This is a genomic window from Pseudalkalibacillus sp. A8 (assembly GCF_045920555.1).
Taxonomy (GTDB): Bacteria; Bacillota; Bacilli; order Bacillales; family Fictibacillaceae; genus Pseudalkalibacillus.
Map to the genome: position 1 here is coordinate 3,133,770 of NZ_CP174509.1, position 14,913 is coordinate 3,148,682.

A 14,913-nucleotide genomic window follows, 5' to 3' on the forward strand; every position below is an offset into this window, starting at 1 on the left:
CTTTTTTTCTATTAATAAATTGGATTCAAGTTTTCATTCAGTCCAAGTGAAGCGATCATTTCTGTGATTAAAGTAATCTCATCTTCAATGTCTCGAAGACTGGCTGTTTCGACAGGCGAATGCATATATCGGAGTGGAAGAGAGACTAATGCGATCGGTACCCCTTTTCCAGTCAATCTCATCCGGTCAGCATCAGTACCTGTAACGCGGGGAGTAAGTTCATATTGGACATTGATGTTATGCTTACGAGCCGTTTCTTCGAGCATATTATTCAATTTGAAATGGATTGGTGCACCTTTGGCGAGGACAGGACCATGATCCAATCGGATGTCACCATGCTTATTTTTGTTCACCCCAGGATAATCGGTTGCAAACGTTACATCTACAGCAAGGGCAAAATCAGGTTGGACCTGTGAAGCTGCGAAATAGGCACCACCCATATTCGTCTCTTCATTTACAGTACTGACTGCATAAACACCGACTTCTGGATTTTTCTCTGATAACCTTTTAAGTACCTCAGCTACGATGAAGGCTCCAGTTCGATTATCAAGTCCACGGCCGCTGATCCTATTATTAAGTAAAAACTCCATCTCACGCTTATAAATGGCTAGATCACCGACTTGCACAAACTTCTCCATTTCTTCTTTACTTCTTGCCCCACAATCTATGTACAAATCCTCGAATCCATAGTCATCCTTAATCCCACCATGGTGCTCTGCATTTACTCCGATGACTCCTGTAACCGTTTGTTGATTCCCTAAAATCTCGACCTTCATTCCGATCGCTGGTTTATGGCTTATTCCACCGAGCTTTGTGAAGTGCAAGAAACCGCTTTCATCAATGCGATTGATCATAAAACCGATTTCATCACAGTGTCCTGCGATCAATACCTTGAATGGAGCATCAGAATTAATGACACCGTAAGCATTCCCGACATTATCTGTCTCGATTTTATCTGCAAATGATTGAACATAGTCAATCCATTTACGTTGAATTTTCATTTCAAACCCTGATGGGGACGGAGTTGAAAGCAATTCCTTTAGAAATTGTTGTGATTCTTGTTTCATATGTTGGACCTCCTAAAACTTCTGCCTATCTAACATCATAACTGAAAAATCGAAAATAAGGAAATCACTTTAATCTAGTCTCCAACATAACCGCTGCCTACTAGTAATATTGCACAATTTTCCCCACTTAAACGGTTGTCCATATCATACAACTGGCAAGTACATAAATTAATATGAACACATTCAAATATACATTAGGTGAACGTCAATGGACGAAAATAAATTAAGGTACACAGCATTGGGGGATTCCCTGACTGCAGGGGTAGGCACTCTTTTTTCCCCAGGCTTTGTATCACGCTACAGCGAGTCTTTAGAAGGTGCATCAAACCGCAAAGTCATACGTACTGTATTTGCCAGAAACGGTGCTACTACTAAACAGATTTTGGACTTCCTATCCAAAGACAATGTAAGAGATGCCGTTTTCAATGCTGACGTCATTACGATCACAGCGGGTGGTAATGATTTGAAGAAAGCAGCAAGGACCTATTTTATTACAAACGATCAGAATGTTTTCCCGACTGTCATAAAAAAAATCATGAAAAACATCGCCATGCTGATTCAACAAATCTATAATATTAAAGAAGATTCCGATATGCCTTATATCATTCGTTTGGTCGGTTTATACAATCCATTTCCATTTCTCTCATACAGTGACACCTGGATTAAAACATTCAATCATCGTCTTGAAAGGTTTCAGTCTGACAATCTTAAGGTTGCAAATATTTATGAGGCATTTAAAAAGGGGGGTGGAAATGTCCTCTCGATTGATGGAATGCATCCAAATGGTTACGGCTATAAAATCATTGCTGATGAACTTGCATCCTTAGGATATGACCCATTATTAAGGCGGAATAAAAAAAAGTTCCTCTTTTCGATTTTCGATTAAAAAAAGCTGATTATAAGCCTATTTCTACGTGACTTAGACTTAAATCAGCTTTGTTTTATGACGCGGCATTACTTGATGCTTTAGATTTAGTGATCTCTACTTCATGGATTGTCATTTCTGGACGTGAACCTACACGGATGTTGATTCCTGTTTGTCCTAATCCTTCACTTATATAAAAAGGTTTTTCATACATATGATGAAGTCCCTGTATGATCTTTTGACGAGCTAATTTACCCATCTTAGCAAGGTGAAAAGGCTTTGGCCAATGGATTTGCCCATTGTGGAAATGACCGGATAGCAAATAATCAAAATGACTTTGATTAAGTTCCAATACGATATTCGGGTCATGGGTGAGTACTAAGTTGTAATCTGAAACAGGCAACCCTTTATAGGATTTTTCTACATCACTATTCCCAGTCCCATAATCGTCAATTCCGATCAGATTGATTGAATGGCCATCAACATTGAGGAGCTCATACTCATTTCGCAACGTTTTGCAATCATATTCATTCAATATCTCTTCAAGCTTATTGAATGATTTTCCTTTTAATACATAATCGTGATTACCGAATACAGCGTAGATCCCATAAGTCGGATCAAGCTTTTTGAAGACCTTCAGATAATCAGGAAGCTTGGTTAAAGTCCGTTTACGATCGAGATAATCTCCTGTGAGCGCGATTAGATCAATCTTTTCATCTTTTAATGTATGATAAATTTTTTCAGGTGATATTGAGATGTTCTCAAGGTGCATATCAGATATCTGTAAGATTCTTAAGTTTGTTTGCGGCTTTGAATCCATGCTCTTTATTTCAATTCTTTTCAAGTTTACATCTTTTGTATTCTTATAAGCTTTAAAAAGTCCAATAAATAAAAAAAGTATAACCATCATTCCGATAAACAATGTAATCCCCTCCCATATACAATTATAGGTAATTGGGAGAGGATTGGAACCGGTAAATGTTGTAAAGCCTCAGTTTTTACTGTGATATCGCTCAATAAGCTGTTCTTTGGACATCATCAAATACCTTGGCTCAGTACCGAAAATAGCATGTTTATTTTGGTTAAACAACAAATAGATCGGTAAAAGGGAGGTAAGTTTAAACATACGGTAAAGCTTGCTCTTTAATGAGAATGATTCGAATCCAAGTTTCTTTGTCCCTTCATTGAGGAGTGTTATACCAATGATCCCTTTAATCTCGCCGTATTGTTCATGCCCCTTTACATAAGCGGCTAAAAATGGCATTGACTGTTGGACATGCCGATACATTTGAATCACTTTTTGAAAATCATTGGTTGACTGACGCATCTCTTGGAGAAGGCGGACATTATGAAGGTGGATTTTTACCAGTAGATCATTTTTGTTGATTTGGGTACCATCATTCAATAATGTAGGTGAGCCTTTGTATTTTGTCAGGCGGACTCTGAACACGCATTTAGCCGGTTCTCCTTTTTCGATATATGTTAATCGTGTAAGCGAATAATATAATGGGTCCCATAAGCTCCATATTGAAATTGCATAGCTTCTTATTATTTCCATTTCCATAACTCCTTACAAAATACAATTTTTCGTCCCCATTATTTTTACCTGCAGATTCCGATGTAAAGATGGTAATAACAGGTTAGAAAACCAAAGGAATGTTTTTAGCTTTTTCCCAAACAATAAGTTTAAAAAAAGAGAAGAGTTAAGTATCAATGAATAAAGTCTTAATTATGCCGCTTTTAACAATTTCATCAGGACACCATCATGTTGCAGACACAATTAGCCGTGAATTAAGAGAAGTATTTGATTGTGAAAAGATCGAATTGATTTCTTATGTATATGGGAAAGGTGAAATGGCCGTATCACATGCTTATTTAGGATGGATAAGAACAGGTCCGGCGATTTACAGTAATGTCTATAAAAGATTAGCCAAATCAAGAAATGAGAATAACTTTTCCCATAGGTTTTATCAGAAAATGTTTATGAAGAGTATACGGCAAATAATCGAACGGTATAAACCAGACCTCATCGTATGTACCCATGGGTTGCCATCATGCTTGTTGAACCATTTAAAAGGCCAAGGAGCTGTAAAGGTTCCGATTATTAATGTCTATACGGATTTTGTGATTAACAATCTCTGGGGAAAGGACTTTATTGATTTACATCTTGTGCCTGATACTGATTTAAGAAATGAACTTGTACAAAGAGGGGTGGAAGATCACCTTATTGTGACAAGTGGTATCCCGGTAGATCGAAACATTATCCCGATCCAACCCAGGAAACACCAGGTGAAAAATAATTTTCGAGTCATTATTTCAGGTGGGAACTTAGGTACAGGCCGGTTATACGACTTCATTAAATCAATCCAGCCCTCAGGAAGAATCCATTATAGTGTCCTATGCGGAAAAAACTATCGGCTTTTAAGCCAAATCAAATCACTCAATAACAAGTTCATTACTGCCTACCCATACATCGAATCAAAAGTTGAAATGAATGACTTGTATGAACAAAGTGATGCGATCATCACCAAACCAGGTGGTGTAACGCTCTCCGAATGTCTGATGAAAAGATTGCCCATATTTATCTACGATTGCTTGCCTGGGCAAGAGGAATACAACCTGGCTTACCTTAAAAAGCATCAGTTGTGTTTTTCCTTCATACATGAAAAAGATATTGAAAAGCAAATACTATACCGGTTAGATAATGAAATGGATTATAGGCAGCTGCAGGAAAAAATACAGCAATACCATCAGAGAATCGAACCAGTGAATTTTCCCAATATATTTATGAATTTAATCCGAATCAATCGAATGATTGGGCTTACAAAATAACAGATAGAGAAAGGTGAGGACACGATGATAGGAATGAAAGCAAGAGCAATGAAATGGATGATTGTTTTAACTGTTTTTTCTTTTCTTGCAGGGTGTAACATCAAACAAGAAACTGAAAAACAAAATACGATCACCACACAGGAGATGGGCCACAATGAGGGAACTATATTAGAAAAGAACATCCAAAAGATGGAGGGGGTAGATGATGTAAAAATCATACAAGCCCAGAATGATCTGCTTGTTGCCATAAAAGTTACAACAGTAGACCGCTTTCAACTTCAAGAAATTACAAAAAAGGTGAAAAAGAAAGTGGAGGATAGACATCCTGATATGGAAGTTACGGTGTCACCTGATAAAAAAATATTTTTAGAAATGGATAAATTCGAAGCGAAGCATGCAGAAAAGCAGTACAGTGAAGACAAAATCCATAAGAAAATAAAATCTCTAATCAAACTCTCGAAGGATGAAGGATAGCATAACATTATTATGTAAACATGGGAATGATTGATGTACACATTCATTTAAAATGCCATATATTACAGAGCGAGCTTAGAAGGGAACATTACAATGTCTCTTATGGGGGAAAGGGCTTTGTTTATGAATATGGTCATGAAAATGTTGAAATACAGTTCGATCATTTCCTTTTTCATTTTTCTTGGCTGGATCGGTCGGCATTATGTGGATTATGATACAGAAAAGTTAAGAGACTGGATCATTTCCTTCGGGATTTTTTCCCCAGTCATCTATGTTTTGTTTTGTTCACTTCGTCCATTCATTTTCTTTCCATTTCTAATCTTATCCATATCCGGAGGACTTGCCTTCGGTGTGATAGTAGGAACATTACTTACGATGACAGGAAGTATTATCGCTGCAGCACTTTCATTCGGTATTGCAAGGAAGTATAGTCACTACTTTCATATTCAAAAGTGGAAGCGGACGCTGAAGCTTCAGAAAAGTATCGATGAAAAAGGATTCTATTATGTTCTATTCTTAAGAGTAATGCCTTTTTTGAATTTTGACTTGGTTAGCTATGCTTCAGGTCTGTCGAATGTGAGTTTCCGATCTTACCTTACAGGAACCTTTGTTGGTATGATTCCGGGGACATTCTTATTGAATTTTTTCGGGAGCAGTCTGGCATCAGGTAACCCAACCTATATTGTCATCACATCCATTGTTCTTACCACTGTATCCTTGTTAGCCTACATTCTAAAAAAACGCTTTAAAAAAGCTAGATTACCGATTGATTCAGATCAGTAACTCAATGGAAAACGTTCGTATTCCAAGATGTCAAATCATAATAACCTGAATCAATTTGATGTTTTTCATCAATGAGTAGCTGTTTCAATGATCCAGGGATGTCCGGTGACAGGGGATGGTCCAAGTCGATTGAATCATTTTCTGAATATACCAGGACAGAAAAAAGCTTTCGATTGACCATATCCATTCCTGTGATTGTGAGAAAATTCAAATCTCTGGTGCGAAATGTATAGAAGATACGGTATAATTCCATTTAAAATCACCTTTTTTAGTATCCATCATCGCCAGTTTTACATAAGTCCATACACTTTTTACGAATAAGGCGAGGAAGAAAGGAGGGGGCTATGGAATATCAATTCATGATCGATTTACCTTACTTGAAAGCTGAAGAGGTAATGGAAAAGCTGGCTATTGAGGGTTTCTTCAATACATATTTTGATAAACCGATAGAAGTTACAAGGAATGAAAATAGATATGCATATAAAATAGAAGAAACTCGGCATGTATGCCTATATGTCATCAGTGAATCAGCTTCACCAGAAAGTACAGTTGATGTATTAAGTAAGCTGTTGGAGATTGAAAGGGATAAAATAACGTATCAGCAGCATGGAAACCAGGACTGGCAACAGACGATTCCTATTATTCCGATCAATGAAAGTTGGGAAATCATATCTCCTGGACATAAACCGGTTCCGCTGAGCATTCGATCATACTTGATTCAATGGGCGGGTTCGGAACCGGAGCTCATGAAACAACGAAAGACTGCCTTAGAATGATTTTAGGGAATGATTTCAACGGAAAAACGGTCATTGATGTAGGCACATGTTCTGGAGTTCTTAGTATCGCCTCAGCACTGAAAGGTGCAGAAACCGTGCTTGCCTTTGACATCCAGCCTTGTGAAAGGGAAGTGAGTTCAAACGCCGAGTTGAATAAGGTCAACGATGTTCATCCCTTTCAAAGAGATTTGATAGCGGAAAAAATACATACACCAGTGAAGATCGATTGGGTATTCATTAATATAGGGAAAGATGAAACAATTCAAATTCTTGAAAAACAGGATTTTATTGATCGTAAAGTGACTCATTTCCTTATTTCAGGCGTCGTAGAATGGAGCAGAGAGAAACTCACTGAATACTTTTTATCCAATGGATACCAGTTGATCGACTGGAAAAAAAGCAATGAATAGATGACGATGCACTTCAACTTAACCCCGTAGATATTGGGAATGATAGAATATCTTAAAAACAAAGGAGAAGCCCACCTGGAGGGTTTCTCCTTTATACTTCCTTTATTCCCCGAATCGGTTCAGTTTATCGTAAAATTGCTTCAGGAATTCAAAAAAGATCCTTTCAGATGGGGCGAGCTGCCGATTTTGCGGAATGATGATACCAACTGTCCGTTTTACATTCGGTTCGATGATTTCTATCGCCTTCCATTCTTGTTCACTTGATCCATATAGCGTGATTTCAGGTAAAAGACTTACCCCCAGTCCAGCAGAAACAAGTCCTTTTATCGTATCGACATCTTCACCTTCAAATGCGATGCGAGGGTTGAAACCGACTTGTTGACAAGCTTTCATGACGGTATCCCTCAAGATGTACCCCTGCCGGAACAGGACAAAGGGTTCATGACGTAATTGGACTAGACGTAGGTATGGTTCATCCGCCAAGGGGTGATTGAGCGGAAGCAGTGCCATTACTTTTTCAGTGAAAAAGATCTGTCCTTTTACATCTGTCTGTTTATGAGGTACTGGGGAAACAAACGCAAGATCGATGTGTCCTTGAATCACTGCTGTGGTCAATTCCGGTACAGTTCCCTGGCGTAGTTGGAAGCCTATTTGAGGATGTTCCTTACGGAATGCCGAGATGACTGAAGGTAAGGTTTTCGCTGCTAGACTTGTTGGAAATCCCAGCCGGATCGTACCAGTTTCAGGATTCAGGAATTCATAAACTTCTTGCTTTGCTTTTTCCAGCTCAACCACAGCGATTTTCACATGATCCAGAAAAATCCTACCAACTGGGGTCAACCGGATGTTTCTTCCTTCCCGGAAAAATAAATCCACACCTAACTCTTCTTCAAGATTCGCAATTTGACGACTTACCGCTGATTGTGCAACGTGTAATTCAGCTGCAGCCTCACTGACATGTTCCATTTCTGCAACTTTTATAAAATATTTGATTTGTCTAAGTTCCATGTATATCAACCCTTGTAAGCGCTTAATCTCAAAATGAGATCAATTCTATCGAATTTATATATTGAAAGCATAACAGAAAACCCCTAAGATGAAAACAAACCTTTTGTCAGAAATTTTCGAACCAAACATGTAAAAGTAAGAATTTATCAAGGATAGATGTCTTAAGTTATAGCTCAGTTTATAACTCTTCTTAATTCCATGCAATTGCTCCGTTTCCAACGATTAGACCAAGTTTACCTTGCTCGCTCGTTTAAGAAGTGGAGCAATCTTTTAAAAGAAGGCGCTGTTAAATCCTGTTGTCGATTTTGCAATAGCGAATTTTCTTCAAGCGAAATTTGCGACACTCCTGCGGGAAAAGCGAGTTAGGCTAGACCCCGCAGCGAAGAGCGAGGAGGCTTGCGGATCGCCCGCGGAAAGGGAGTGAATATCGCATAAATCTATAGGATTAATAGCCAAACGAAATAGAAGTTTGTGAGAAAACCTTTTACAAAATGAGCTTAAAAACTTAAAAGCCTAAGAGAGGCTATATCGAGCCAAGATTTAATTTTGCAGATGGGGTGATACTATGATTCGAACTGGTCTTCCACAGAAACAAGGACTTTATGATCCTAAATACGAAAGTGATGCTTGTGGAATCGGATTTGTCGCAAAAGTTGACGGGGTAGCTACACATCAAACAATCAAGGATTCTATTACCATGCTTTGTAGACTGGAGCATAGAGGTGGCCAGGGAGCAGACCCAGACTCCGGGGATGGAGCTGGAATCATGGTACAGATACCAGATCAGCTATTCAGGGAATCATGGAACAATTTCCTGCCGAAACAAGGAGAATATGCTGTCGGTATGTTGTTCCTGCCACAAGATTCCAAGATACGTAAACAGATTGAGGATTTAATAGAAAAAATTGCATTAGAAGAAAACCTTCAATTGATAGGCTGGAGATCAGTACCTGTTAATGAGGAGATTATTAAGTCCGCATCTAAACGAACAATGCCTTACATTCGTCAACTCTTTATTAATAGGCCGGATGATATCCGCTCGGTTCAAAAATTTGAACAACGTCTTTACTTGATCCGTAGAATTATTGAAAAACGTGTTGTTAAAGAAATAGATGTAAAGGAAGGACCGTTTTATATTGCAAGTCTATCTCCGAGTACGATTGTCTACAAGGGAATGCTTACATCCTATCAATTAGATCAGTTTTACCTAGATCTTGATAATCCATTATGTAAATCCCAGTTCGGTATGGTCCATTCGCGTTATAGTACGAACACGTTTCCTTCCTGGGAAAGAGCACATCCTAACAGGATGATCATGCACAATGGCGAAATCAACACCATCACAGGTAATGTAAATTGGATGAAAGCCAGGGAAAGTGCAGCTGTTTCCAATGTTTATGGAGAAAGACACAAGGAACTTCTTCCTGTCATTTCGACTGAGGGAAGCGATTCAGGAATGCTTGATCAGGCATTCGAGTATTTGGTGATGAATGGACGGTCGATCTCGCATACTGCAATGTTGATGGTTCCTGAGGCTTGGGATTTCAATGAACAGATGAAAGATCCAGAACGGGCTTGTTTTGAATATCTAAGCTGTATTATGGAGCCATGGGATGGTCCGACTGCACTTGCTTACACAAATGGAAGACAGATTGGGGCATCCATTGACCGAAACGGACTCCGTCCAGCTCGTTATTATTTGACAGAGGATAACACGATCATTTTCTCCTCAGAGGTAGGGGTTTTAGACGTTGAGCAGGATAAAGTCGTACAAAAAGGACGATTGGCACCTGGAGAAATGATCTTGATCGACCTTGAAAAGAATGAAGTGTTATTGAATGAAGATATAAAGCGTTCAATCGCTATGGAACATCCGTACAGAAAATGGCTGAACGAGTCATTGGTCCAATTGAATGGACGTATCGATGGACCTAGCTTTGAAAACATGTCTGATGATCAATTAAGGACGTACCAGATCACACACGGATTCACTAACGAGGAGATCAACAAAAATATTGTACCGATGGTCAATGAACAGAAAGATCCGCTCGGTTCAATGGGGAATGATACTCCTTTAGCAGTGTTATCGGAAAAACCACAATTATTATTCAATTATTTCAAGCAGTTGTTTGCACAAGTGACCAATCCGCCGATCGACGCGATCCGAGAAAAAGGTGTCACATCTACAACTTCTTATCTAGGACCGAAAAGCAATGTATTAGAGGAAGGGCCACAGCATTGTAAACGGATCAGGCTTTATACACCAATCCTGCGCAAACAGGAATATGAGGAAATCATCCATAATGGACGGAATGATTTCCGATCTAAAAAAATATCTTACTGTTTTTCTGTAGATAAGGGAGCTGAGAGCTTAGAGACCCGTTTAAATGAAATATTTGAAAAAGTTGAATCGACGATTGCTCAAGGGGCTCCTTTGATCGTCCTCACTGATCGTGAAATGGACGAAAATAATGTCCCGATTCCTTCACTGCTTATGGTAAGTGGATTACATCATTACCTTGTCCGTAAAGGACTTCGTACAAAAGCCAGTATCATCGTCGAAACAGCTGAAGCTCGGGATGTCCACCAGTTCTCGATGCTGATCGGGTTCGGTGCAGATATGATTTATCCATATCTCGCTTATCGTACAATTGAAGACTTGATCAGCCAAGAACATATCACTGAGTACGATTACGAAGAAGCTGTAGAGCGATATAGAGAAGCAGCTACTTCCGGTATAGTCAAAGTGATGTCCAAGATGGGAATTTCCACAATCCAGAGTTATCGAGGAGCACAAACCTTCGAAGCAATAGGGATCGATGAAGATGTCATGTTGAAGTACTTTGCAGGAACAGCTTCAAAGCTGGGTGGTATCGACCTGAAGACGGTCGGAGAAGAATCGTTGAAACGGCATAGAAAAGCATATGTTGAGAAAGACTCGTTGTTGGAATCTGGCGGTGCCATGCAATGGCGGAAGAACGGGGAATATCATTCCTTCAACCCTGAAACCATTCATACTCTCCAGCATGCTTGCAGAGCGAATAACAAAAAGTTGTATGAACGATTTTCTGAATTAGCGTCTAATGAAAACATCACATATCTTCGTGATTTACTGGATATCAATGCGAAAAGTGAGCCAATTCCGCTTAACCAAGTGGAGCCGGTTGAATCGATCTTCAAGCGTTTCAAAACCGGAGCAATGTCATACGGTTCACTAAGTAAAGAAGCACATGAAATCCTAGCGGTGGCAATGAACCGTATTGGCGGCAAAAGTAACTCAGGTGAAGGTGGGGAAGACCCAGATCGTTTCATCCCTGATAAGAATGGGGATATTCGAAAAAGTGCGATCAAACAAGTAGCCTCTGGACGATTTGGCGTGAATAGCCATTATCTTTCCAGTGCTGATGAAATACAAATCAAAATGGCTCAGGGAGCGAAACCAGGAGAAGGCGGTCATCTTCCTGGTAAGAAAGTCCACCCTTGGATTGCCGAAGTCCGTGGCTCTACACCTGGAGTTGGATTGATTTCGCCGCCTCCACATCATGACATTTATTCGATCGAGGATCTATCACAGCTCATTTATGACCTGAAGCATGCTAACCCAGAAGCACGTATCAGTGTAAAATTAGTGGCCAAGTCGGGTGTCGGTACAATTGCAGCTGGTGTCGCAAAAGGAAAAGCGGATGTCATCCTCATCAGTGGTTATGAAGGAGGAACAGGTGCTTCTCCGAAAACGAGTATCCGTCATGCAGGACTCCCGTGGGAGCTCGGCCTGGCAGAAGCTCATCAAACACTTGTATTGAACAATTTGCGTGATAAAGTCGTCGTCGAAACAGACGGTAAATTAATGACTGGAAAGGATGTCGTAAAAGCAGCGCTTCTTGGTGCTGAGGAGTACGGCTTCTCTACAGCTCCACTGGTCGTGCTTGGTTGTATCTTGATGAGAGCATGTCACCTTGATACATGCCCAGTCGGAATTGCTACACAAAACCCTGAACTTCGTAAAAAGTTCATGGGTGAGGCAGATCATGTAGTGAATTATATGCGTTTCATCGCAGAAGAGATTCGCGAAATCATGGCACAACTCGGTGTCAGATCAATGGACGAATTGATTGGAAGGACCGATCTTCTTAAGCTGAACGAAAAAGCACACAATCATCCTAAAGCGAAACAGATGGACCTATCCCCATTACTCGTCAAAGCAGATGGGGCTTGGAAAGAGAAAGAGCGGCCTTACCGAACTGAATATGATGAAACCCATCTGGATGTAGCTGAAATTTTACCGAGGGTAAAGGACAGTATCCTTCATCAAAAACCTGTATCATTGACGCTACCGATCCGAAATACAGACAGAGCAGTTGGAACTCAGTTAGGTTACGAAGTTACCAAACGCTATGGAGGAAAAGGTCTTCCTGAAGATACCATCAAGCTCACTTTCAATGGATCTGCAGGGCAAAGCTTCGGTGCTTTTGTGCCGAGAGGTATCACGATGAAAGTCAATGGGGATGCCAATGACTATGTAGGAAAAGGTTTATCTGGTGGGAAAATCATCGTCTCTCCGAGTTCACAATCCATCGTCCGTCAGATGGAAGAAGTCATCATCGGAAATGTATCCTTGTTTGGGGCGACTGATGGTGAAGCCTATATCAACGGATCAGCAGGTGAGCGTTTTGCTGTCCGTAACAGTGGCGTACATGCGGTGGTTGAAGGTTTAGGAGATAATGGCTGTGAATATATGACAGGTGGTAAAGTCATTGTACTAGGTTCGATCGGGAAGAACTTCGCTGCCGGAATGTCAGGTGGAATCGCTTATATTTGGAATACTGATCACAGAGCTGTGAAAAAGCATTGTAACCGTGAAATGGTGTTGTTTGAACAACTTGAAGATTATGATGAAATCCAGCATCTTCACACGATGCTTCTGAAACATGTCCAATATACCGGGAGCCAGAGAGCTAAACACATCCTGAGCAATTGGAACGAATCGATATCTCAGTTTGTGAAGGTCATTCCTGAAGAATTCAAACGCATGCTCACTGAAAATGATAATGAACAGAAAAAGGTTACAAAAATTTCAAATTAAATCGAAATCGGGGACTGATCTGGAAACAGGTCAGCCTCTTACCTTTAATACGAGGACTGATCAATGATAGGATCGGTCAAACACTTCAAAGGAGGGGTCATTGTGAGTAAAGTTAAAGGATTCCTTACGTATCCTCGGAAGAAAAACCCTGAACGCAACCCATTAACGAGGACTAAGGATTGGGAAGAGTATACCCTTCGACATTCAGAAAAAGATATGAAAGAGCAAAGTGCACGCTGTATGGATTGTGGAACACCATTTTGTCATACAGGAGCAGAGTGGGGGCGTTCCTCCATCGGATGTCCGATCAATAATTTGATTCCTGAATTCAACGATCTTGTCTATCAAGGAAAATGGAAGCAAGCACTTGCTCGATTGGATGAGACGAACAATTTCCCTGAATTTACGGGGAGGGTCTGTCCGGCACCATGTGAAGGTTCGTGTACCCTCGCAATTAATAGTGATGCGGTCACGATCAAATCGATCGAAAATGAAATCATTGAACGTGGATTTGACAATGGTTGGGTACAGCCAGAACCTCCAGCATACAGGACTGGTAAGAAGGTAGCGATTGTCGGGTCTGGTCCTGCTGGATTAGCTGCTGCTGATCAGCTTAATAAACAAGGTCATTGGGTCACTGTTTACGAGCGGGATGATCGCGCTGGCGGTTTGCTCATGTATGGGATCCCGAATATGAAGCTCGAGAAAGAAACGATTGAAAGACGGGTAAACCTATTGATGGAAGAAGGAATCCGGTTTGAGCTAAATACAGAGATCGGGGTAGATATAAGCAGAGAACAGCTCAAAAATGAGTATGACGCTGTCATTGTTTGTACAGGCGCACAACAACCTCGTGACCTGCCTATTGAAAAACGGGAAAGTAATGGCGTTCACTTCGCTATGGAGTATTTGACAAGTTCAACAAAAGCCTTGAACGATGGATCCAAATTCTCGATTTCAGCAGAAGGAAAAGATGTCATCGTTATCGGTGGCGGGGACACTGGTGCAGACTGTGTCGCAACAGCGTTACGACAAAACTGTAATAGTGTCGTCCAGTTCGGTAAGCACCCTGAACAGCCTAAGGAACGTCCTGAAGATAACCCATGGCCGCATTTCCCTCTTACATTTTCATTGGAGTACGCATATGAAGAAGCGTATAAACAATTCAAGAAAGACCCGAGGGAATATGAGATCTTAACGAAGAGTTTTCAATCTTCTGAGGATGGTTCGCTTAAGTCACTCCGTACAGTCCAAGTTCAAAAAGAATTGGTCAATGGGGAGATCATTACAAATGAAATCCCAGGTACTGAAAAGGAATGGTCGACGCAACTCGTGTTGATCGCAATTGGTTTTACGGGACCTGAAAAGGAATTTCTTGACCAATTCAATCTGAAAAAGACTGATAGAGGGTTAATCTGGACGGAAAAATCCAGTTACAAGACCAATCAGGAAGGCGTTTTCGCAGCAGGAGACGCTCGACGAGGACAGAGCCTAGTTGTATGGGCGATCCGTGAAGGTAGGGAAGTAGCAGAAGAGTGCCATTCCTTTTTGATGAACCAGGAAAAGGCTGCTTTTATAGGTTAAGATTTGTATTAAACCTCCCGCGGTTACGAGT

Annotated in this window: 13 protein-coding genes; 8 read left to right on the forward strand and 5 right to left on the reverse strand. The window is 40.4% G+C overall.

Annotated elements, in window-relative coordinates; all coding sequences use genetic code 11:
- Positions 1–11: 11 nt before the first annotated feature.
- A complete protein-coding gene (locus ACJROX_RS16120; protein WP_408006233.1) occupies positions 12–1,067 on the reverse strand; it encodes a M42 family metallopeptidase in 1,056 nt (351 codons plus the stop codon).
- A 208-nt stretch (positions 1,068–1,275) separates the two neighbouring features.
- On the opposite strand from ACJROX_RS16120, the gene ACJROX_RS16125 reads away from it, so the two are divergent.
- Entirely contained in the window at positions 1,276–1,953 is a 678-nt protein-coding gene (locus ACJROX_RS16125) for a GDSL-type esterase/lipase family protein (RefSeq protein ID WP_408006234.1), read from the forward strand.
- A gap of 55 nt (positions 1,954–2,008) precedes the next feature.
- Here ACJROX_RS16125 and ACJROX_RS16130 read toward each other — a convergent pair whose 3' ends face one another.
- Both ACJROX_RS16130 and ACJROX_RS16135 read right to left on the reverse strand, forming a co-directional pair.
- Positions 2,009–2,839 (reverse strand): metallophosphoesterase, encoded by an 831-nt coding sequence (locus tag ACJROX_RS16130; protein WP_408011683.1) that lies wholly within the window; start codon positions 2,837–2,839, stop codon positions 2,009–2,011.
- An 84-nt stretch (positions 2,840–2,923) separates the two neighbouring features.
- Positions 2,924–3,490 carry a YkoP family protein gene (locus tag ACJROX_RS16135; RefSeq protein ID WP_408006235.1) on the reverse strand — a complete coding sequence of 189 codons (567 nt, stop codon included), beginning with the start codon at positions 3,488–3,490 and terminating at the stop codon, positions 2,924–2,926.
- A gap of 155 nt (positions 3,491–3,645) precedes the next feature.
- Between ACJROX_RS16135 and ACJROX_RS16140 the strand changes: the two genes are divergently transcribed.
- The 3 genes from ACJROX_RS16140 to ACJROX_RS16150 all read left to right on the forward strand — a co-directional run bounded on the left by ACJROX_RS16140 (position 3,646) and on the right by ACJROX_RS16150 (position 6,021).
- Complete coding sequence (locus ACJROX_RS16140; protein ID WP_408006236.1) at positions 3,646–4,764, forward strand: MGDG synthase family glycosyltransferase; 1,119 nt, start codon at positions 3,646–3,648, stop codon at positions 4,762–4,764.
- A gap of 24 nt (positions 4,765–4,788) precedes the next feature.
- Positions 4,789–5,238, forward strand: a complete 450-nt coding sequence (locus ACJROX_RS16145; protein ID WP_408006238.1) for a YhcN/YlaJ family sporulation lipoprotein — start codon at positions 4,789–4,791, stop codon at positions 5,236–5,238.
- 123 nt (positions 5,239–5,361) lie between these two features.
- Positions 5,362–6,021 carry a TVP38/TMEM64 family protein gene (locus ACJROX_RS16150; protein ID WP_408011684.1) on the forward strand — a complete coding sequence of 220 codons (660 nt, stop codon included), beginning with the start codon at positions 5,362–5,364 and terminating at the stop codon, positions 6,019–6,021.
- A gap of 1 nt (position 6,022) precedes the next feature.
- Here ACJROX_RS16150 and ACJROX_RS16155 read toward each other — a convergent pair whose 3' ends face one another.
- A complete protein-coding gene (locus ACJROX_RS16155; RefSeq protein WP_408006239.1) occupies positions 6,023–6,274 on the reverse strand; it encodes a hypothetical protein in 252 nt (83 codons plus the stop codon).
- A gap of 91 nt (positions 6,275–6,365) precedes the next feature.
- On the opposite strand from ACJROX_RS16155, the gene ACJROX_RS16160 reads away from it, so the two are divergent.
- Positions 6,366–6,797, forward strand: a complete 432-nt coding sequence (locus ACJROX_RS16160) for a hypothetical protein (RefSeq protein ID WP_408006240.1) — start codon at positions 6,366–6,368, stop codon at positions 6,795–6,797.
- Positions 6,743–7,207: a 50S ribosomal protein L11 methyltransferase gene (locus tag ACJROX_RS16165; RefSeq protein ID WP_408006242.1), complete on the forward strand. Its 465-nt coding sequence runs from the start codon at positions 6,743–6,745 to the stop codon at positions 7,205–7,207. Before ACJROX_RS16160 ends, ACJROX_RS16165 begins: the two co-directional genes overlap by 55 nt.
- 102 nt (positions 7,208–7,309) lie before the next feature.
- Here ACJROX_RS16165 and ACJROX_RS16170 read toward each other — a convergent pair whose 3' ends face one another.
- On the reverse strand, positions 7,310–8,215 hold the full coding sequence (locus ACJROX_RS16170; RefSeq protein WP_408006243.1) for a LysR family transcriptional regulator: 906 nt from the start codon (positions 8,213–8,215) through the stop codon (positions 7,310–7,312).
- A gap of 565 nt (positions 8,216–8,780) precedes the next feature.
- On the opposite strand from ACJROX_RS16170, the gene gltB reads away from it, so the two are divergent.
- Positions 8,781–13,298 carry a glutamate synthase large subunit gene (gltB, locus tag ACJROX_RS16175; protein WP_408006244.1) on the forward strand — a complete coding sequence of 1,506 codons (4,518 nt, stop codon included), beginning with the start codon at positions 8,781–8,783 and terminating at the stop codon, positions 13,296–13,298.
- 102 nt (positions 13,299–13,400) lie between these two features.
- Positions 13,401–14,882, forward strand: a complete 1,482-nt coding sequence (locus tag ACJROX_RS16180; protein WP_408006245.1) for a glutamate synthase subunit beta — start codon at positions 13,401–13,403, stop codon at positions 14,880–14,882.
- The last annotated feature ends 31 nt before the right edge of the window (positions 14,883–14,913 follow it).